Origin of the sequence: Paraburkholderia phosphatilytica (assembly GCF_003443895.1) — a bacterium.
Lineage (GTDB): Bacteria > Pseudomonadota > Gammaproteobacteria > Burkholderiales > Burkholderiaceae > Paraburkholderia > Paraburkholderia phosphatilytica.
Genome location: NZ_QQOA01000018.1, coordinates 69,648 through 88,301, shown reverse-complemented (window position 1 = coordinate 88,301; position 18,654 = coordinate 69,648). Strand labels below are relative to the sequence as shown.

The 18,654-nt window shown below is 65.4% G+C and carries 19 protein-coding genes; 8 read left to right on the top strand and 11 right to left on the bottom strand.

The features are described 5' to 3' along the window. Positions 1 to 481: 481 nt before the first annotated feature. From DVS29_RS20090 to DVS29_RS20080, 3 genes are all read left to right on the top strand, one after another. Positions 482 to 1,753 (top strand): ribonucleotide-diphosphate reductase subunit beta, encoded by a 1,272-nt coding sequence (locus DVS29_RS20090; RefSeq protein ID WP_118182291.1) that lies wholly within the window; start codon positions 482 to 484, stop codon positions 1,751 to 1,753. A gap of 96 nt (positions 1,754 to 1,849) precedes the next feature. Continuing rightward, positions 1,850 to 2,185, top strand: a complete 336-nt coding sequence (locus DVS29_RS37875; protein ID WP_118182235.1) for a hypothetical protein — start codon at positions 1,850 to 1,852, stop codon at positions 2,183 to 2,185. A gap of 20 nt (positions 2,186 to 2,205) precedes the next feature. Further along, a complete protein-coding gene (locus DVS29_RS20080) occupies positions 2,206 to 2,772 on the top strand; it encodes a histone H1-like DNA-binding protein (RefSeq protein WP_118182234.1) in 567 nt (188 codons plus the stop codon). A gap of 207 nt (positions 2,773 to 2,979) precedes the next feature. On the opposite strand, the gene DVS29_RS20075 is transcribed toward DVS29_RS20080, so the two are convergent. The 10 genes from DVS29_RS20075 to DVS29_RS20025 form a co-directional block, all read right to left on the bottom strand. Further along, positions 2,980 to 3,459 (bottom strand): outer membrane lipoprotein, encoded by a 480-nt coding sequence (locus DVS29_RS20075; RefSeq protein WP_118182233.1) that lies wholly within the window; start codon positions 3,457 to 3,459, stop codon positions 2,980 to 2,982. Between the two features lie 19 nt (positions 3,460 to 3,478). Then, positions 3,479 to 4,420, bottom strand: a complete 942-nt coding sequence (locus DVS29_RS20070; protein ID WP_118182232.1) for a carbohydrate kinase family protein — start codon at positions 4,418 to 4,420, stop codon at positions 3,479 to 3,481. A gap of 193 nt (positions 4,421 to 4,613) precedes the next feature. Further along, complete coding sequence (gene tpx, locus DVS29_RS20065; RefSeq protein ID WP_118182231.1) at positions 4,614 to 5,114, bottom strand: thiol peroxidase; 501 nt, start codon at positions 5,112 to 5,114, stop codon at positions 4,614 to 4,616. Positions 5,115 to 5,185: 71 nt separating this feature from the next. After that, on the bottom strand, positions 5,186 to 7,192 hold the full coding sequence (locus DVS29_RS38250) for a zinc-ribbon and DUF3426 domain-containing protein (RefSeq protein WP_338069335.1): 2,007 nt from the start codon (positions 7,190 to 7,192) through the stop codon (positions 5,186 to 5,188). A gap of 45 nt (positions 7,193 to 7,237) precedes the next feature. Continuing rightward, positions 7,238 to 8,140, bottom strand: a complete 903-nt coding sequence (gene prmA / locus DVS29_RS20050; protein ID WP_118182230.1) for a 50S ribosomal protein L11 methyltransferase — start codon at positions 8,138 to 8,140, stop codon at positions 7,238 to 7,240. 14 nt (positions 8,141 to 8,154) lie between these two features. After that, positions 8,155 to 9,522, bottom strand: a complete 1,368-nt coding sequence (gene accC / locus DVS29_RS20045; protein ID WP_118182229.1) for an acetyl-CoA carboxylase biotin carboxylase subunit — start codon at positions 9,520 to 9,522, stop codon at positions 8,155 to 8,157. A 118-nt stretch (positions 9,523 to 9,640) separates the two neighbouring features. After that, complete coding sequence (accB, locus tag DVS29_RS20040) at positions 9,641 to 10,111, bottom strand: acetyl-CoA carboxylase biotin carboxyl carrier protein (protein ID WP_118182228.1); 471 nt, start codon at positions 10,109 to 10,111, stop codon at positions 9,641 to 9,643. Positions 10,112 to 10,184: 73 nt separating this feature from the next. Continuing rightward, positions 10,185 to 10,640, bottom strand: coding sequence for a type II 3-dehydroquinate dehydratase (gene aroQ / locus DVS29_RS20035; RefSeq protein ID WP_118182227.1), 456 nt, complete (start codon positions 10,638 to 10,640; stop codon positions 10,185 to 10,187). 193 nt (positions 10,641 to 10,833) lie between these two features. Next, positions 10,834 to 11,382: a TlpA family protein disulfide reductase gene (locus tag DVS29_RS20030; protein ID WP_118182226.1), complete on the bottom strand. Its 549-nt coding sequence runs from the start codon at positions 11,380 to 11,382 to the stop codon at positions 10,834 to 10,836. 8 nt (positions 11,383 to 11,390) lie between these two features. After that, on the bottom strand, positions 11,391 to 12,053 hold the full coding sequence (locus tag DVS29_RS20025) for a UDP-N-acetylmuramate--alanine ligase (protein WP_118182225.1): 663 nt from the start codon (positions 12,051 to 12,053) through the stop codon (positions 11,391 to 11,393). A gap of 247 nt (positions 12,054 to 12,300) precedes the next feature. Between DVS29_RS20025 and mpl the strand changes: the two genes are divergently transcribed. The 5 genes from mpl (at position 12,301) to mtgA (ending at position 18,208) form a co-directional block, all read left to right on the top strand. Then, a complete protein-coding gene (gene mpl / locus DVS29_RS20020; protein WP_118182224.1) occupies positions 12,301 to 13,707 on the top strand; it encodes a UDP-N-acetylmuramate:L-alanyl-gamma-D-glutamyl-meso-diaminopimelate ligase in 1,407 nt (468 codons plus the stop codon). Then, complete coding sequence (locus tag DVS29_RS20015; RefSeq protein ID WP_118182223.1) at positions 13,704 to 14,312, top strand: YqiA/YcfP family alpha/beta fold hydrolase; 609 nt, start codon at positions 13,704 to 13,706, stop codon at positions 14,310 to 14,312. The genes mpl and DVS29_RS20015 overlap by 4 nt, the downstream gene beginning before the upstream one ends. Before the next feature lie 119 nt (positions 14,313 to 14,431). Further along, positions 14,432 to 16,549, top strand: coding sequence for a ribonuclease catalytic domain-containing protein (locus DVS29_RS20010; protein ID WP_118182222.1), 2,118 nt, complete (start codon positions 14,432 to 14,434; stop codon positions 16,547 to 16,549). After that, positions 16,546 to 17,424 (top strand): shikimate dehydrogenase, encoded by an 879-nt coding sequence (aroE, locus tag DVS29_RS20005; RefSeq protein ID WP_118182221.1) that lies wholly within the window; start codon positions 16,546 to 16,548, stop codon positions 17,422 to 17,424. Before DVS29_RS20010 ends, aroE begins: the two co-directional genes overlap by 4 nt. A gap of 52 nt (positions 17,425 to 17,476) precedes the next feature. After that, positions 17,477 to 18,208, top strand: a complete 732-nt coding sequence (gene mtgA, locus DVS29_RS20000) for a monofunctional biosynthetic peptidoglycan transglycosylase (protein ID WP_118182289.1) — start codon at positions 17,477 to 17,479, stop codon at positions 18,206 to 18,208. An 11-nt stretch (positions 18,209 to 18,219) separates the two neighbouring features. Here mtgA and DVS29_RS36940 read toward each other — a convergent pair whose 3' ends face one another. Further along, positions 18,220 to 18,501, bottom strand: a complete 282-nt coding sequence (locus DVS29_RS36940) for a hypothetical protein (RefSeq protein ID WP_124800667.1) — start codon at positions 18,499 to 18,501, stop codon at positions 18,220 to 18,222. Positions 18,502 to 18,654: the final 153 nt, after the last annotated feature.

Here is an 18,654-nt window from a genome sequence, read left to right as displayed (position 1 = left end):
GTGCCGCATCAAGATAGTCCGAACCGGGTGAGCGCGAAGACGCTCACTCTATATAGAGAGTAGAGAGAACGTCGGGCGAACGGGGGCAGCAAAGCAATACACGGCGGCGGCGAGCGCGACTCGCGCTCCGCCATCGCGAGCCACGCATCGACGCGCATGAGCTCCACGCGAGCGTCGCGAAGCTCAGCGCGCAGTTCCGTACGAAGCGCAGTGCAGAGTGCAGTGAAGCGCGCAGTGCGAAGACCACCGCGGACACATCGGAAGCACATCAAACGATCGGTCCGCGACGCAACGAAGCATCTCGATCGACGCGATTCGATCGCGCGAGATGCAGCGATCGAAGAAGCGATGCACGCATCACGCTGATCAAAGTGTTGTATGTAGGTCGCAACGCGAATCGAAAACAGGATTTTTCGTGTGCGAGCCCTTTTATCGCTCACGAAAAGATGGTACAAACCGTTCTAAATTGATGGTGACATTTATGCTCAACTGGGATGACGAGATCACTGCCGTAACTCCCGCGAGCGGTGCGCAACTGAACACGTTGCGTGATCCCTCGGGTACGGCTGTCGGAACGCAGACCGCAACGCGTCCCGCTCAGTACGCAGCACAACAGGCAGCACAGCAGGCAACCTCGCCGGCACCTTCGGCGCGCGACATCTTCGCGAACGACATCGCCGTCGCTCCCTACGCGAACCAGAACACCGCAGCAGCCGCGCCGGCCGCGAGCAGCGAAGCGCGCGTGAACGTTGCCGACAAGCGCATCATCAACGGCCAGACCGACGTCAACCAGCTCGTGCCGTTCAAGTACAAGTGGGCGTGGGAGAAGTACCTGTCGGGCTGCGCGAATCACTGGATGCCGCAGGAAATCAACATGTCCCGCGACATCGCGCTCTGGAAGGACCCGAACGGTCTGACCGAAGACGAGCGTCGCATCGTCAAGCGCAATCTCGGATTCTTCGTCACGGCGGACTCGCTCGCGGCGAACAACATCGTGCTGGGCACCTACCGCCACATCACGGCGCCCGAATGCCGCCAGTTCCTGCTGCGCCAGGCGTTCGAAGAGGCGATCCACACGCACGCTTACCAGTACATCGTCGAATCGCTCGGCCTGGACGAAGGCGAGATCTTCAACGCGTACCACGAGGTGTCGTCGATCCGCGCGAAGGACGAGTTCCTGATTCCGTTCATCCACACGCTGACCGACCCGGCCTTCAAGACCGGCACGCTCGAAGCGGACCAGAAACTGCTCAAGTCGCTGATCGTGTTCGCGTGCGTGATGGAAGGTCTGTTCTTTTACGTCGGGTTTACGCAGATTCTCGCGCTCGGCCGCCAGAACAAGATGACTGGCGCCGCGGAACAGTACCAATACATCCTGCGCGACGAGTCGATGCACTGCAATTTCGGCATCGACCTGATCAACCAGATCAAGCTGGAAAACCCGCATCTGTGGACGGCCGAGTTCCGTGCCGAGATCCGTGAGATCTTCAAGCACGCGGTCGACCTCGAATATCGTTACGCCGAAGACACGATGCCGCGCGGCGTGCTCGGTCTCAATGCGTCGATGTTCAAGAGCTACCTGCGCTTCATCTGCAACCGTCGCTGCCAGCAGATCGGCCTCGACCCGTTGTACCCGAACGAGGAAAACCCGTTCCCGTGGATGAGCGAGATGATCGACCTGAAGAAGGAACGCAACTTCTTCGAGACGCGGGTCATCGAATATCAGACTGGCGGCGCACTCTCCTGGGAATGACCCTGAGTCGAGTGCCTCGCGCAACAAGTTGATGGGGATGCTGGCAGCGCGCACGCGGCGCGCGCCGGCGAAGATGATGAGGAGCAGGAACGCCTGATGCAAAGCCCGCCCAGTGAGCTACGCGCCTTCGCGGCTCACTTTGACCACCGGCACTTTGCGAACCCTTCAGTGGGATGGGCAAACTTCCCCCCGGAGAAAGGCGCTGGTCCATCGGCCAGCGGCCTGATCAAACGATTGCCGGCGTCGGTATCCGACGCCGACCGTACCTGGCGCGCGGTGCCCACTGGCACGGCGCGCCTTACCGTATTCATTAGCGTAAGCGCGCATCGACTGCGTACGCCGATGAATAGCCCGCTTCGTAGCGACCGCCTTGATAAGCGTCCGCGGGAAGCGGGTTTTGACGAAGGGTGTTGTTTGAACTTACTCATCTGAAAAACCTGAAGGAGAAAATGATGGCAACTGCCAAGAAGGCTGCTAAGAAAGCCGCTGTGAAGAAGGTCGCTGCGAAGAAGGCTGCTCCGGCGAAGAAGGCCGCTGCGAAGAAAGTCGCGGTGAAGAAGGTTGCGGCGAAGAAGGTCGCAGTGAAGAAGGTCGCGGCGAAGAAGGTTGCAGCGAAGAAGGCACCGGCGAAGAAGGCTGCTGCAAAGAAAGTCGCGGTGAAGAAGGTCGCGGCGAAGAAGGTTGCAGCCAAGAAGGCGCCGGCGAAGAAGGCAGCAGTCAAGAAAGTCGCGGTGAAGAAGGTCGCGGCGAAGAAGGCTGCACCGGCCAAGAAGGCCGCGGCGAAGAAGACCGCAGCCAAGAAGGCTGCGAAGAAAGCGCCTGCGAAGAAGGCTGCCGCCAAGAAGCCTGCTCCTGCCAAGAAGGCTGCGCCTGCGAAGAAGGCTGCCGCGAAGAAGGCCGCCGCTGCTGCTGCGCCTGCTGCCGCTGCGCCCGCTGCGTCGACCGCACCTGCTGCAACGGTGAAGACCGCGTTGAACCCGGCTGCTGCATGGCCGTTCCCGACCGGTAGCCGTCCGTAATAAAACGACTACCCAGGCCAGATAACTGGCGCGCTATGTACGCGCCGGCCGACTGAGGAACGGGGCTCAGTCATGAATCCCGTCGCCGCTTCGCGGCCGACGGGATTTTTTTCGCCCATAAAAAAACGCATGCACAGGGGAGCGCATGCGTTCGAGGAAACCGCGGCGCCCAGCTGACGCCGCGATACAGGGGAAAGAGAAACGAGGCTAGTGCGTGACCCGCGTCACGCCGCCGCTGGACAGCAGACGGACGCGATCGCCCGCCTGGAAGATTTCGCCGGTGGCGCTCTGCGTGATCGCGCGCAGATCGCCGTTGTCCAGGCGCACCGTGACCTCGAGGCCGTCGCGCATCGCGACGCCGTTCTCGACCGCATTGCCCGCCACCGCGCCCGCGATACCGCCGATGATGCCGGTCACGATCGAGCCGCGGCCGCCGCCGATCGCGCTGCCGGCCACCGCGCCGATCGCGCCGCCGCCGATCGCGCCGAGGCCGCTCGGCTGGCCGTTGTTCGAGCTGATCTTCACCGCGCGCACGCTTTCGACGGTGCCCATGCGGACCGTTTCCTCGCGCTGCGCCTGCGACGCCGTGTAGACGTCCGCCGAACTGCTGTTGTACGCGCACCCCGACATGGCGAGCGTGCCGGCGATCAGGCCGGCCACCACCATGCGACTCATGGTCGATTGCATTGTCAGACTCCCACTCAATTTATTGCGGCAGGTCGTGACCGAATGCCTGCCTGAATCGTTCGTTGATTTCCGCGCGCGTCGGCGCGTAGTTCTGCGGCCCTTGATGTTCGATCTTCAGCGCGCCCATCAGGCTCGCGAGACGGCCGGTGGCCGCCCAGCCGAAGCCCTTTTCGATGCCGTACAGAAGGCCGCCACGGAACGCGTCGCCGCAGCCGGTCGGGTCGAGCACCTGCTGCGCCTTGACCGCCGGAATGTCTTCGATGCTGCCCGAATGATGGATCTGCGCGCCGTGCTCGCCGCGGGTGACGATCAGCGCATCGACCCGCGATGCGATTTCGTCGATCGACCAGCCCGTCTTGTTGCTGACGAGCGCGGCCTCGTAGTCGTTGACCGCCACGTAAGTGGCAAGTTCAATCATGCGGCGCAGCGACTCGCCGCCGAAGAGCGGCAGCCCCTGGCCCGGATCGAAGATGAACGGAATGCCGGCGGCGGCGAACTGTTCGGAGTGCTGGATCATGCCGTCGAAGCCGTCCGGCGCGACGATGCCGAGCTTGATGTCTTTTGCATCCTCGACGCGCGTCACGTGCGACTGCATCATCGCGCCCGGGTGGAACGCGGCGAGCTGGTTGTTTTCCAGGTCGGTCGTGATCATCGCCTGCGCCGAGTACATGTCGGGCATCACGCGGACCATGTCGGTCGCGATGCCGAGCGCGGCGAAGCGCTCCATATAGAGCTGCCCGTCGATCGCGCCGAGCGTGCCCATCGGGCGCGCGTCGCCGCCGAGCAGATGCAGCGAATAGGCGATGTTGCCGGCACAGCCGCCGAATTCGCGGCGCATCGTCGGCACGAGGAAGCTCACGTTCAGGATGTGCACCTGCTCGGGCAGGATGTGCTCCCGGAAACGGCCTTCGAACTTCATGATGTTGTCGTAGGCGAGCGAACCGCTGATCAGCGTGGCCAAGATCGATCTTCCCAGTAGTAATCGGACAGGACCCGGCTTTTCTCGAGCCGAGCCGTGACTCGTGGTCGTAGTGCGATACCGGCAGGTGGCAGACCTGCATAACGCGCGGGGGGCTAACCGGCAGGCATCGCAACGACCGATGATACGAAAGCGCCGCGCACGAAGCGCGGCGCGGAGCGTGATGCGGAACGGCTTACTTCAGTGCGGCGAGCGCGGCGTCGTAGTTCGGTTCGTTCTTGATCTCGCCGACGAGCTCCGAGTGCACGACCTTGTTGTTCTCGTCGAGCACGACGACAGCGCGCGCCGTCAGACCGGTGAGCGGGCCGCTCGTCACGTCGACGCCGTAGGCCTTCGCGAACTCGCGGCCGCGGAACGTCGATGCCGTGACGACATTCGCGATACCTTCCGTCGAGCAGAAGCGCGACGCCGCGAACGGCAGGTCGCCCGAAATCACGATGACCGCGGTGTTGTTCAGGCTCGCGGCGGCTTCGTTGAACTTGCGCGTCGACGTCGCGCAGGTCGGCGTGTCGAGGCTCGGGACGATGTTGAGAACCTTGCGCTTGCCGGCGAACGCGGCGAGCGTGAGGGGTTGCAGATCCTTGCCGATCAGCGAGAACTCGGGGGCGCTTTGACCCACCGACAGAAACGTGCCGCCTACTTCGATCGGATTGCCGCCCAGCGTGACTTGACTCATTGTGTGCTCCGAAGATTCGTCAGAGATTGACGTGATAGTCGTCCGCCGGATGGCGGACGTTCGAGTGCCGACTACGGGTAGAAGATCTGTGCGAGGAAGTTCGACGCCACTGCGGTGCCGAGGTCGAGACGCACGATCATGGTCTGGCTGGAGTGCGCCGGCAAGCCGGCGCCGATTGGGGTACCGGGCCTGACATAGTCCTGCGGCAACAGCACGCGCCGCACGACAATGTTGTTGTGCTCGTCGAGCAGCGTCAGCTCGACGGCGGGATACGCGAGCGCGACGCTGAAGCGGTTGCGTAGCGGCATTCTCAGCTCGAGCTTGTGCGGATTGTTCTCCACTTCGCGCAGATCCGACGGCTCGACGACGAGCCCATCGATATCGCGCGGCGGCGCCACCGTGCAGCCGAGCTGTTCGCACGCCTGCGCGAACAGCGGCTGCGACGCCGGCCAGTAGACCATCACCGATTCGCGCTGCCACCACGCAACCTGCGCGATCAGCAGCACGACCAGCAACACGGCGATCATCGCGCCGAGCACGGTCCAGCCGGTCGACCGGGCGCCGTGCCTGCGTGTCTCGCGGATCACGGCGAAGTGTTCGCCGCCGTCATCCGCGAGCGGCGCCGCGAACGGCTGGCCATAGGGCCTGGCGGCGGGCGGCGGCTCGGTGAAGGGATCACTGAGCGGATCATTGAACGGGTCGGCAGCCGGCTCGCGGTGCGCGTCACGGTACGACTCGCCGAACGGCTCGCCGAATGGCGGTTCGCTTTGCGCCTGGGTGGACGGACCGACATAGGGCTCGCCGGCCTCGGGGCCGAAACGCGGCTCGCGCGGTTCGCGCAGTTCGCTTTCGCGATCGATCGACGTTCGCGCAGCGTGACCGGCGAACGACGGTTCCGCCGCATCCGCCTGCACGGCGTGCGGCGCAGCTGCAGGCGCTGGTGACGGCGGCGCTGGCGGCGGCACCTCGCGCTCGACCGGCTTCCATTCGTGCGGCGGCGGCAACTCGCGCTCGAGCGCCGGCGCGGGCATGAAACCCGGCTCCACGTGATCGGGCGGCAGCGTCGATTCGGGGTGGGGCTGCGCGTGTGGCTCCGGGTGCGCTTCCGCGTACGGCTCCGGATGCGCGTGCGGTTCGAACGCCGCGCGCTGCATTTCCTGCTTCGGACGGCGCATCGGCGCGACGGCCGGCGCGAAGGTCGTGTACGGCAGATCGGCCCGGCTGTAGCGCAGCTTTTCGTCGAACTGAACATCCGGCGGAGGCGCCCACGGATCCCACGACGGCGACGCGAAGTCCGGCGGCGTGCCCGGCATGTCCGGCCCTGCGCCCGCGGGTCGCGAGACCTGGCCGTGCGTGTCGTGCGGCGCATTGAACGGCGGCGTTGCCGCGTGCTCGCCCCATGCGGGTGTCGCGACACCGGCATGTTTGCCGAGTGCTTCGTCGGACGGCTCATGTGCCGCTTGGCTCGACGCGTCCGGCGGATTGCTGAACGCGTCGCGATGCAGCGGTTGTGCGTTCAGCGAGTCGTTGAAATGTTCGCGTGCCGGTTCAGGTTCCGAAGGCGCGGAAGGCTCCGACGGTTCCGCAGCGTGAATGACGCCGAACGGCGCGGCATCGTGCTCGACGGGCGGCGCCGACATTTCGTGCGCGGGCGTGACGTGCGCGCCGGGTTCGGCGGGCGAATCGCGATGTACCGTTTCCCGCGATTCATCGTCACCGGCCGCTTCATGCGAAGTGGCGCCAGCATCGAATGGCGCAGTGGGTTCCGCGCTCGCGGAATGCGACGGCGGCGCCGGCGTGTCGAGGTATTCGGTGGAAGCTGCGGCCGGTGTGGATGGCGCAACCGGTGTGGCCTGCGCCGGCAGTTCGACGCCTGCTGTCAGCGCGGCAGCGGTTTCGGCCGATACCGGAATGGCCGAGCGAAAGTCTCCGCTGGCGGGCAGCTCGTACAGGCTGCCCGATGCGTCGAAGACTTCCTGGCAATGTCCGCACCGTACGAGTCCGCGCCGCGCGGATAGATGCGCCGGCAGCAGACGGAAGACGGTTTCGCAGAACGGGCAACGCGTTGCAAGAAGCATGTCGGGCAGGGCAGCCGATGGCCGAAGATGGTTATACGCCCTATTCTAAATGCTTTCGCGGCGCGTTCCGGCAAGACAGACCCAGCCTTCGTGCTCGCGCCAGACCGCGATATCGATCCAGCGTTCGTACACGCGCGCGACTTCGTCGGCCTGGCGCGCGAGGATGCCGGAAAGCGCAATGCTGCCGCCCGGTTTCACCTTCGACGACAGCATCGACGACATCAGTTTCAGCGGATTCGACAGGATGTTGGCGACGACGATGTCGAACTCGCCGGCAGGGCAGTCGGCCGGCAAGCCGTACGTGACGTCGGCGTGATTGCGCGCACTGTTCTGGCGGGCGGATTCGACGGCCTGCGGATCGATGTCGATACCCGTGACGGAACCCGCGCCGCACTTCTTCGCGAGAATCGCGAGAATGCCGGAGCCGCAGCCGTAGTCGAGCACGCTGACGCCCGGCTGCACGTTCTGCTCGAGCCATTCCATGCACAGACGCGTGGTGGGATGGCTGCCGGTGCCGAATGCGAGGCCTGGATCGAGTTCGAGGATCAGCGCATCAGGATCCGGCGCGTCGTGCCACGACGGCACGACCCAGATCCGCTCGCCGATCTGGATCGGATCGAACTGCGATTGCGTGAGACGCACCCAGTCCTGCTCTTCGACCTCGCGCAGCGCAAACTGCGGCGTCGCTGCGAGGCCCAGCTCGTTCGCGGCCGCGACGAGCAGCAGCGCGGGGTCGTGTTCCGGCGCGATCAGCGCGATCACGCGCGAATGCTGCCACGCGGTGCGGTCCGGCGTGAGACCGGGCTCGCCGAAGAGCGGCTGTTCGTCGGGCGTGTCCGCATCGGCGTCTTCCACCGATACCGACAGCGCGCCCAGTTCGAGCAGCGCGTCCGACAATGCCTCGGCGCGTTCCCGCTCCAGCTCGACGACCAGTTCCCGGTAACTCATGACGGCGGTGTTCCTCAGGCTTCTTCCGGCGCTGCCTGCTGACGCGCGGCGAGCCGGTTTTCGAGGTAATGGATGCTCGTGCCGCCTTCGACGAACTTCGCGTCGAGCATCAGTTCGCGATGCAGCGGGATGTTGGTCGAGATGCCTTCCACCACCATCTCCGACAGCGCGATGCGCATCCGGCGGATGGCCTGGTCGCGCGTCGCGCCGTAGGCGATCAGCTTGCCGATCATCGAATCGTAGTTCGGCGGCACGAAGTAGCCGTTGTACGCGTGCGAGTCGACGCGGATGCCGGGACCGCCGGGCATGTGCCACGACGTGAGACGACCCGGCGACGGCGTGAACTTGAACGGATCTTCGGCGTTGATCCGGCATTCGATCGCATGTCCCTTGAACTGGATGTCGCGCTGGCGGAACGCGAGCTTCTCGCCGGCCGCGATGCGGATCTGTTCCTGCACGATGTCGATGCCGGTGATGAGTTCCGTGACCGGGTGCTCGACCTGCACGCGCGTGTTCATTTCGATGAAGTAGAACTCGCCGTTTTCGTACAGGAACTCGAACGTACCCGCGCCGAGGTAGCCCATCTTCTTGCACGCGTCCGCACAGCGATCGCCGATGCGATCGATCAGCCGCCGCGCGATGCCCGGCGCCGGCGCTTCCTCGATCACCTTCTGGTGACGGCGCTGCATCGAGCAGTCGCGCTCGCCGAGCCAGACCGCGTTGCGGAACGAATCCGCGAGCACCTGGATCTCGATGTGCCGCGGGTTCTCCAGGTACTTCTCCATGTAGACCTGCGGATTGCCGAACGCACGGCCGGCTTCCTCGCGGGTCATGTTGACCGCATTCACAAGCGCGGCTTCGGTGTGCACGACGCGCATGCCGCGGCCGCCGCCGCCGCCCGCCGCCTTGATGATCACCGGGTAGCCGACTGCGCGCGCAATCTTCACGATCTCCTTCGGATCGTCGGGCAATGCGCCTTCCGAACCGGGCACGCACGGCACGCCGGTCTTGATCATCGTCTGCTTCGCGGTGACCTTGTCGCCCATCATCCGGATCGTTTCCGGACGCGGACCGATGAACACGAAACCGGACTGCTCGACGCGTTCGGCGAAATCGGCGTTCTCGGACAGGAAGCCGTAGCCGGGGTGAATCGCTTCGGCGTCCGTGACTTCGGCCGCGCTGATCAGCGCCGGCATGTTCAGGTAGCTCAGGTTCGACGGCGCCGGTCCGATACAGACGGCTTCGTCGGCGAGCTTCACATACTTCGCTTCCTTGTCGGCTTCGGAATAGACGACGACGGTCTTGACGCCGAGCTCGCGGCACGCGCGCTGGATACGGAGCGCGATTTCGCCGCGATTGGCAATGAGGATTTTTTCAAACATGGCGAGTTTTCAACTCATCAAGGGGTGCCGCGCTTCGAGCGGGTCGGGCGGCAACCGCGGAGGATCGGTGGCGCACGCAGCGGAGGGCGTGCGCTTCAGGGGCGTCGCGCGCTGCCGATCAGCCGACCACGAAGAGCGGCTGGCCGTATTCGACCGCCTGACCGTTCTCGACCAGGATTTCCTTGACCACACCGGTCGCGTCCGACTCGATTTCGTTGAGCAGCTTCATCGCTTCGATGATGCACAGCGTCTGCCCGTCCTTCACGCTGTCGCCGACCTGCACGAACGGATCCGCGCCCGGCGACGGCGAGCGGTAGAACGTGCCCACCATCGGCGACGTCACCACGTGACCCTGCGGCGCGGCTGCGGCCGGTGCGGCGGCAGCGGCTGCCGGCGCTTCGTGTCCGGCGAGCGGCGCGGGCGCGGCGACGGGGAGCGGCGCGCCGTATGCGGCAGCCGGCGGCTGCACGTAGACGGGCGCCGCGTTCTTGACGATGCGGACCTTGCCTTCACCCTCGGTGACTTCGAGTTCCGAAATGCCGGACTCGGAAACGAGGTCGATCAGAGTTTTGAGCTTACGAAGATCCATTGGGCTTCCCCTTTTCAATGCGTGAAGTGCCGGTGCAAGCGATCACGACCGGCGCTGTATTGGTGTGTCGGAGTCAGCCGGCCGCGGCGCGTGCCGGCAGCCGGTCGAGCGCATATTCGAGCGCGTACAGATAGCCCTTCCAGCCGAGGCCGCAGATGACGCCTTCGGCCTGGTCGGAGAAATACGAGTGATGCCGGAACGGTTCACGACGATGCACGTTCGAGAGATGGATCTCGACGAACGGGATGCCGACACCCGCCAGTGCGTCCCGGATCGCCACGCTGGTATGCGTGTACGCCGCGGGATTGATCAGGATGAAATCGACGTTTTCCGACCGCGCCGCCTGGATGCGGTCGACCAGCGCGCCTTCGTGATTGCTCTGGAAGGTGGCCAGTTCGACGCCGCTGTCGGCTGCACGGTCGGCGAGCGCCTGGTCGATCTGCGGGAGCGTCACACGGCCATACACCTCGGGTTCCCGGGTGCCGAGAAGATTGAGGTTGGGGCCGTGCAGAACCAGCAGTTTTGCCATGGTCGCTTCTGTTTCCGTAAAGTTGGGCGCACTTTAGCGCCGATTAGAGAAACTTGTCTAGTTTCGCCGGCCAAAACCGCCGCGCGAACCGGTGCTTGGGAAGGCGGTGGGCGCGCATCTTCGCATAATTTCAGTCAATCTGCCAGTTATGGCGCGGATGTGGTGCTAAAAGCCGGCAGGCAAAACTCTGGTTTCAGAGTGAATCGAGCGTCTGTTTGAGCTCGTCCGGCTTGATCTGACCTAATTTTGTCGAGCGAATCTGACCTTTCGCGTCGATCACGACGGTGAACGGCAGCGCGCCGGCGTTGTTGCCGAACTCGCGCGCAAGATCCGCGCCGCCAAAGCCCGCCACGTACACCGGGTAGTCGACCTTCACTTTCTGCAGGAAGGTTTTCACGTTCTGGGTGGAGTCGACGCCAAGTCCGACGAACTGGACTCCTTTCTTCGCATACTCGCGTTGCAGTGCCGACAGCTCGGGCATTTCTTCTACGCACGGTCCGCACCAGGACGCCCAGAAGTTGACCACGACCACGTGTCCTTTGTACGAGGAAAGCGATTGTGGCTTGCCGTCCGCGTTGGTGACGGCGGCGGCCCACAGGTGATCGACCGCCGCTCCATGCGGCGCGGTCGCGGCGTGCGCGATTTCGCTCGGGTCGCCATGCGACCACTGGCTGGCGATCACGCCGCCGGCGGTGGCGACGATGGCCACGGCGACGAGCGCAAAGAGTCGGGTTGTCTTCATGATGAAACTCAGTTGGTCGGGGCGGCGTTGCCGCTGCCGTCGAGGAGCGCCTGCACGGTCTGCGCGTTCGCGCGCGCCTGGCGGCCGCGCGCGTCGACGCGCACGGCGCCGCGCAGATCGTCGGTGTCGTAGAGCGCGATGTGAATGCCGACCGAGTCGATCAGATCGGCATCCGCGGCGCTCGCCACCGGGCGATGCAGGAAGCTGAGCGTTTCGACGTAGCCGCGGCCCGCGAAGTGACGGGTCTCGGACACGTCGTACTGGACGTTCGCGTTCAGCAGGTAGATCACGACTTCCTTCGGGTTGTCGCAAAAGGTTTGCAGATGCACGTCGGAATGTTCGCCTGCCGTGCCGCCCAGCACCGCGCCCGTCAGATACGGGTTGAACGGCGCGAGCCGCTGCATCCAGTCGAGCGCGATTTCGCGCAGGCGGCGCAGCACGGCAGGCTGGCTGTCGCCCTGGAAGATCGACTGGTACTCGCGGATTTCTTCCTCGATCTGGTCGTTATCCGGCAGCCATTCGCCCGCCACGCGCGTCTCGCCGACGATCTGCCGCGCAGCCTTGCGCTTGGCCGTCGAATAGTCGAGGCCGTCTTCGGCGATCATCCGCGCGGCCGCGATCGCGATTTCCTCGCGCACCCGCTGCGGGTCGAAATGTGATTTGCGAACCATCCGCCCATCATACTAGAGATTGCAAACGCTCCTTTTCACTGGGGGCGGGGCCGTCCGGCCGCACCGCGCCGTGCTTTCGGGGGCCGTTCCGGGATGCCGCGAAGCGTCCGCCGACGGCCTGTCCGGGGCGGTCGGTCGGGTACAATAGCGACCTTTGGCAGCCGGCTCCGACGCAGTTCGAGCCTGCCGGCGCACCGCCCACCCCGCTTACTCACGCATCACTTCGCCCGCGCGGCGCGACAGGCTTATGCACATCCACATCCTCGGTATCTGCGGTACGTTCATGGGCGGTCTTGCGGTGCTCGCGCGCAGCGCGGGGCACACGGTCACCGGCTGCGACGCCGGGGTCTATCCGCCGATGAGCACGCAGCTCGAGGCACAGGGCATCAAGCTGATCGAAGGCTATGGAGAAGAGCAGGTCGACCTGAAGCCGGACCTGTTCGTGATCGGCAACGTGGTGACGCGCGGCAATCCGCTGATGGAAGCGATCCTCGATCGCGGGTTGCCGTACACATCGGGTCCGCAGTGGCTCGGCGAGCACGTGCTGTCGGACAAATGGGTGCTCGCGGTCGCGGGCACGCACGGCAAGACCACCACCACGTCGATGCTCGCGTGGTTGCTGGAAGATGCCGGCATGAACCCGGGCTTTCTGATCGGCGGCGTGCCGCTCAACTTCGGCGTGTCGGCACGGCTCACCGATTCGAGCTTCTTCGTGATCGAAGCCGACGAGTACGACACCGCGTTCTTCGACAAGCGCTCGAAGTTCGTCCACTACCGGCCGCGCACCGCGATCCTCAACAACCTCGAATTCGATCACGCCGACATCTTCGCCGATCTCGCCGCGATCGAAACGCAGTTTCACCACCTCGTTCGCACCGTGCCGCGTGTCGGCCGCGTGTTGTCCAACGGCCGCGAGGCCTCGCTCGACCGCGTGCTCGCACGCGGCTGCTGGAGCGAAGTGGAGCGCTTCGGCGTGGAAGGCGGCTGGGAAGCGCTGCCTGCCGAAGACGGCGTGCCGATCGATCAGCGCTTTGCCGTTTATCACGGCGGCCAGCGCGCGGGCGTGGTCGACTGGCAGGTGCAGGGCGAGCACAACCGGATGAACGCGATCGCCGCGATCGCCGCCGCGCGTCATATCGGCGTGCCGCCGGCGCAGGCCGCGCAGTCGCTCGCGGGCTTTCGCAACGTGAAGCGGCGGATGGAAGTGCGCGGCAGCGTCGACGGCGTGACGGTGTACGACGACTTCGCGCACCATCCCACCGCGATCGAGACGACGGTCGCAGGGCTCAGAACTCGAGTTGGCCGCGAGCACACGCGCATTCTCGCGGTGCTCGAGCCGCGCTCGAACACGATGAAGCTCGGCACGATGAAAGCGCAGTTGCCGCTGAGCCTGGCGGACGCCGATCTCGTGTTCGGCTATGGCGCGCCGTCGGGCAAGGACGCGCTCGGCTGGAATCTCGCCGAAGCGCTCGAACCGCTCGGCGCGAAAGCGCAGGCGTTCGACAACCTCGACGCGCTCGTCAAAGCCGTCACGGCCGCCACGCGCCCCGGCGATCAGGTGCTGGTGATGAGCAACGGCGGCTTCGGCGGCGTGCACCAGAAGCTGCTCGACGCGCTGGCGGCGCGTACCGAGCCGTCGCGGAGCGACGCGTGATCCTCTATCTGCACGGTTTTCGCTCGTCGCCGCAGTCGTTCAAGGCGCGCGTCTTCGCCGCGCGGCTCGTGGAACTCGGCCGCAGCGACGAATGGTGCTGCCCGATGCTGCCGGTGTCGCCGCTGGAAACCGTGGCGCTGGCCGAACGGCTCGTGGAACAAGCGGGCGTGGGCGATCGTTTAGTCGTGGTCGGCAGCTCGCTCGGCGGCTACTTCGCCACGCATCTCGCGGAAAAGCACGGCTGGCCCGCGGTGCTGCTGAATCCGGCCGTCGTGCCGCAGCGCGACCTGAGCCACTATCTCGGCGAGCAGCCGCTGTGGCATGGCGGCGGCAGCATCGTCGTCGAGCCGCGGCATCTGGACGAACTGCGCGCGCTGGCGGTTCCGGCAGTCACGCGACCCGAACGCTATTATCTGATTGCCGCGACCGGGGACGAGGTGCTCGATTACCGCGAGATGCTCGCGCATTACCCCGGCGCAAACACGAAGCTGATCGAAGGCAGCGATCACGCGATCAGCGAATTCCCGCAGTACGTCGACGAGGTGCTCGCGTTCTGCGACACTCACGCGCCCGGCCACGCGCCGGCTCCGCGAGATGCGGCGTAAAGCTTGCTGACCACGCATCGTCCGTCAGCGGATGGCGCCGTACGGCGCCGCCACGAACATTCATCATTGGTTGCCTGTAGAAGCGCAGCGCAACCGGTCGAAGCGAAAGAGAGTACGCAGTGAACGTTTTCTTTGAGGAATCGGGTAGTTTCAAGGCGGGCAGCGTGCTGTCGCGCCAGGGCGATGCATTCCAGGTCGAACTGCCGGGCGGCCGGCGCGCGAAGGTGCGCTCGAAAGACGTGCTGATCGAGTTCGACAAGCCCGCCGCCGGCGAGCTGATGCAGCAGGCCGACGCGGCCGCGCAGGAGATCGATCTCGACTTTCTGTGGGAGTGCGCGCCGGAAGACGAATTTCCGTTCGCGACGCTCGGCGCCGAGTATTTCGGCGAGACCTTCGGCCCGGTCGAGCGCGCGGCGCTCGTGCTGCGCATGCATGGCTCGCCCGTGTATTTCCGCCGCAAGGGCCGCGGGCAATATCAGCGCGCGCCGGAAGAGCAACTGAAGATGGCGCTCGCGTCGCTCGAACGCAAACGCCAGCAGGCGCTGGTGCAGGCCGGCTACGAAGACGAACTGAAGGCGGGTCGCCTGCCGGACGCGTTCGCCGGCAAGTCGCTGGGTCTTTTGACGAAGCCGGACAAGAACGGCATCGAATACAAGGCGCTCGAAGCCGCCGCCGCCGCGAAGGGCATTTCGATGGCGCGTCTGATGCTCGACGTTGGCGGCGTGCCGTCGGCGCGCGCGCTGCACGAGGCGCGCTTCCTGTCCGAATACTTCCCGCACGGTACCGGTTTTCCGGCCGTCACGACGGGCCCGCTGCCGGAAGATCTGCCGCAGGCCGACGTCGAAGCGTTCTCGATCGACGACATCACCACCACTGAAATCGACGACGCGTTCTCCGTCGAGCATCTGTCCGATGGCCGCGTGCGGATCGGCGTGCACATCGCGGCGCCGGCGCTCGGCATCCAGCGCGGCGACGCGGTCGATGCGATCGCGCGCGCGCGTCTGTCCACGGTCTACATGCCGGGCGACAAGATCACGATGCTGCCCGACGACGTGGTGGACGTATTCACGCTGAAGGAAGGCGGGCTGCGTCCGGCGCTGTCGCTCTACATCATCGTGAACCGCGAGACGCAGGACATCGTCGCGACCGAGACGCGCGCCGAGCTCGTCTACGTGAAGAGCAATCTGCGCCACAACACGCTCGACGAAGTGGTGACCGAAGACGCGCTCGCCGCGGGCACCGGCGAGTATCCGCACAAGGACGACATCGCGGTGCTGTGGCCGTTCGCACAGGCGCTGTTCGAGAAGCGCCAGCAGGCGCGCGCCGGCTATGGCCTGAAGCGCGAAGTGCAGCGCAATACGGACTTCAACTTCTACGTGGAAGGCGAGCACGTGACGATCACGCCGCGCCGCCGCGGCTCGCCGCTCGATCTGATCGTCGCGGAGCTGGCGATTCTCGCGAACTCGTCGTGGGGCGCGTTCCTGCACGATCACGGCGTGCCGGGCATCTACCGGTCGCAGCGCGCGTTCGGTACGCCGACCGGCCCGAAGCGCACGCGCATGCAGACGAGCGCCGCGCCGCACGAAGGCCTCGGCGTCGCGCAGTACGCGTGGAGCACGTCGCCGCTGCGCCGCTACGTCGACCTCGTCAACCAGTGGCAGCTGATCGCGTGCGTGCAGCATGGCGTGACCGCGAAGCTCGCCGCGCCGTTCAAGCCGAAAGATGCGGACCTGTACTCGGTCGTGCAGGGTTTCGACGAAACCTACACCGCCTATGCCGATCACCAGCGCCGTATGGAGTACTTCTGGTGTCTGCGCTGGCTCATGCAGGAAAAGCGCGGCGAAGTGATCGCGTCGGTGGTGAAGGGCGAGCTCGTGCGCCTCGAGGAAGTGCCGCTGCTGCTGCACGTGCCCGCGCTCGGCGTGCACGCGCGCGGCACGCGGATCGTGCTCGAAGTGATGGGCGTCGACGAGCTGACCATCGAGGCATCGGTGCGGCCGCTGCGCGTGCTCGATGCGCCGGTGGTGAGCGCGGGCGCGGAAGCGGATGAAGCCGACGAGGCCGACGAGGCCGACGAAGAGCTGCTTGAAGCCGCGGACGAGTCTGCTGAAAGCGAAGCCGAAGCGCAGGCGGAAGACGAATCGTCCACCGCTTCCGGCGACGGCACGGGCACTGGCAATGAATCCTCTGCCGGCGACGGCGCAACCAACGACCCCGTCACGGAGCCTGGCCAGTGAACGCATCTCCCGTCGCAGAGAACTCGCCGCGCGATCCGCGTGACCGTTACGCGGTGGTCGGCAATCCGATCGCGCACAGCCGTTCGCCGTTCATTCACGCGCGCTTCGCGGAACAGACCGGCGAGCCGATCGAATACGACCGCATCCTCGCACCGGTGGACAGTTTCGTTGCGACCGTGCGGGAATTCATCGACGGTGGCGGGCGCGGGCTCAACGTGACGGTGCCGTTCAAGATCGAGGCGCATCGCTTCGCAACGATGCTGTCGCCGCGCGCGTCCGCCGCGGGTGCGGTGAACACGCTGCGCTTCGACGCGGACGGCATCTATGGCGACAACACGGATGGCGTAGGCCTGGTGCGCGACATCGAGAAGAACCTCGGCGTGCTGCTGTCGGGCGCGCGCATTCTCCTGCTCGGCGCGGGCGGCGCGGCGCGCGGCGTCGTGCTGCCGATGCTCGAGCGCAGCCCGCATACGCTGACCATCGTGAACCGCACGTCGTCGAAAGCGGAGGAACTGGTGGCGCGCTTCGCTTCGGCGGCGAACGAGGCGCAATGCCAGCTGATGGGCGGCAGCGCGCGCGATATCGAATTGCAGCAGTACGACGTGATTGTCAACGCGACGGCGGGGAGCCTCGCCGGCGCGCTGCCCGAGTGCGACGACCGCGCGTTCGGCTCGGGTTCGCTCGCGTATGACATGATGTACAGCGCGCAGCCCACCGTGTTCATGCGGCACGCGGCAACGCTCGGCGCGCGTACCGCGGACGGCCTCGGCATGCTCGTCGAACAGGCCGCCGAGTCGTTTCACGTATGGCGTGGCGTGCGGCCCGACACCGCGCCGGTGCTCGCCGAACTGCGTCCGATGCTCAGCGCGGCTTGATCGAACCAATGAGCGCCCACGCGAACCCCGCGACGCGAGCCAGCCGATGCCGATGACGCCGGTCAGCATCAATCGGCATCGCGCGCGGCCCGGCATGATCCGCTGGGCGTTCTACGTCGCGTGCGTGCTCGCGGTCGCATGGATCGCGACGCAGGTTTTCTACTTCGCGCAGATCGCGGTCTGGAACTTCGTCAATCCGCAATCGACGGCCTTCATGCGCTCCGATGCATGGCGCCTTTCGCAGGACCGGCCCGATCTGTCGATCCAGCACACGTGGGTGCCGTACGACCAGATTTCGCGCAACCTGAAGCGCGCGATCATCGCGTCCGAAGACGCGAACTTCGTCAACAACAACGGCTACGAAACCGACGCGATCCTGCAGGCGTGGGAGAAAAACAAGGCGCGCGGCAAGATCGTCGCGGGCGGCTCCACGATCACGCAGCAGCTCGCGCGCAACCTGTTTCTGTCGCGCGAAAAGAGCTACATCCGCAAGGGGCAGGAGCTGATCATCACGTGGATGCTCGAGACGCTGATGGACAAGGAGCGGATCTACGAGATCTACCTGAACTCCGTCGAGTGGGGTAACGGCGTGTACGGCGCGGATGCCGCCGCGCATTACTACTACCGCACGTCGGCATCGAAGCTGACTGCTTGGCAGTCCGCGCGGCTCGCGGTGATGCTGCCGCGTCCGAAGTACTTCGACGAACATCGCGGCTCCGCGTATCTCGCGCAGCGCGCGGGCGTGATCGCGCGACGCATGGGCGCGGCGGAGTTGCCGCAGTAGTTACGCAGTAGTTACGCAGTAGTCTCGCAGTAGTCATTTTCGCGGCTCGATCGCTCCGGAATCGCCTCGATTTCCACAGCGGCTGCCCGTTGCCACGGCAATCCCTGCTGCGACCATTCCCGCCTCAAACCAATCCCTTCCTGTTGCCCGCAGGCCCGCTCGCGGCCAGCCATCGGCGCGTCCATGCGCAACGCATCGGCACGCGCAGTGCCAGGGAATTCCCAAAATATGAGCACGCCAGTCACATATTGGATATTTGAGATAACCCGACCTACAATCCGGTCAACCAGCACGCATCGGCCTCGACAGGCGTCCCCTACGGGCGTCCCCGACAGGCCGTGAAACGTGCGACAGGCGATCCGCCGACCGGGCGCCGTCGTTGCCGCGAGCCCCCAGGCCGCGCAGCCCGCAGCCGGAAAATAAACAGGAGACATCGAGCCATGCAG

Excerpts from the sequence above, each read along its gene's own strand:
- DVS29_RS20090 (WP_118182291.1), top strand. The coding sequence starts at position 482 with ATGCTCAACTGGGATGACGAGATCACTGCCGTAACTCCCGCGAGCGGT.
- DVS29_RS37875 (WP_118182235.1), top strand. The coding sequence starts at position 1,850 with ATGCAAAGCCCGCCCAGTGAGCTACGCGCCTTCGCGGCTCACTTTGAC.
- DVS29_RS20080 (WP_118182234.1), top strand. The coding sequence starts at position 2,206 with ATGGCAACTGCCAAGAAGGCTGCTAAGAAAGCCGCTGTGAAGAAGGTC.
- DVS29_RS20075 (WP_118182233.1), bottom strand. The coding sequence starts at position 3,459 with ATGCAATCGACCATGAGTCGCATGGTGGTGGCCGGCCTGATCGCCGGC.
- tpx (WP_118182231.1), bottom strand. The coding sequence starts at position 5,114 with ATGAGTCAAGTCACGCTGGGCGGCAATCCGATCGAAGTAGGCGGCACG.
- DVS29_RS38250 (WP_338069335.1), bottom strand. The coding sequence starts at position 7,192 with ATGCTTCTTGCAACGCGTTGCCCGTTCTGCGAAACCGTCTTCCGTCTG.
- prmA (WP_118182230.1), bottom strand. The coding sequence starts at position 8,140 with ATGAGTTACCGGGAACTGGTCGTCGAGCTGGAGCGGGAACGCGCCGAG.
- accC (WP_118182229.1), bottom strand. The coding sequence starts at position 9,522 with ATGTTTGAAAAAATCCTCATTGCCAATCGCGGCGAAATCGCGCTCCGT.
- accB (WP_118182228.1), bottom strand. The coding sequence starts at position 10,111 with ATGGATCTTCGTAAGCTCAAAACTCTGATCGACCTCGTTTCCGAGTCC.
- aroQ (WP_118182227.1), bottom strand. The coding sequence starts at position 10,640 with ATGGCAAAACTGCTGGTTCTGCACGGCCCCAACCTCAATCTTCTCGGC.
- DVS29_RS20030 (WP_118182226.1), bottom strand. The coding sequence starts at position 11,382 with ATGAAGACAACCCGACTCTTTGCGCTCGTCGCCGTGGCCATCGTCGCC.
- DVS29_RS20025 (WP_118182225.1), bottom strand. The coding sequence starts at position 12,053 with ATGGTTCGCAAATCACATTTCGACCCGCAGCGGGTGCGCGAGGAAATC.
- mpl (WP_118182224.1), top strand. The coding sequence starts at position 12,301 with ATGCACATCCACATCCTCGGTATCTGCGGTACGTTCATGGGCGGTCTT.
- mtgA (WP_118182289.1), top strand. The coding sequence starts at position 17,477 with ATGACGCCGGTCAGCATCAATCGGCATCGCGCGCGGCCCGGCATGATC.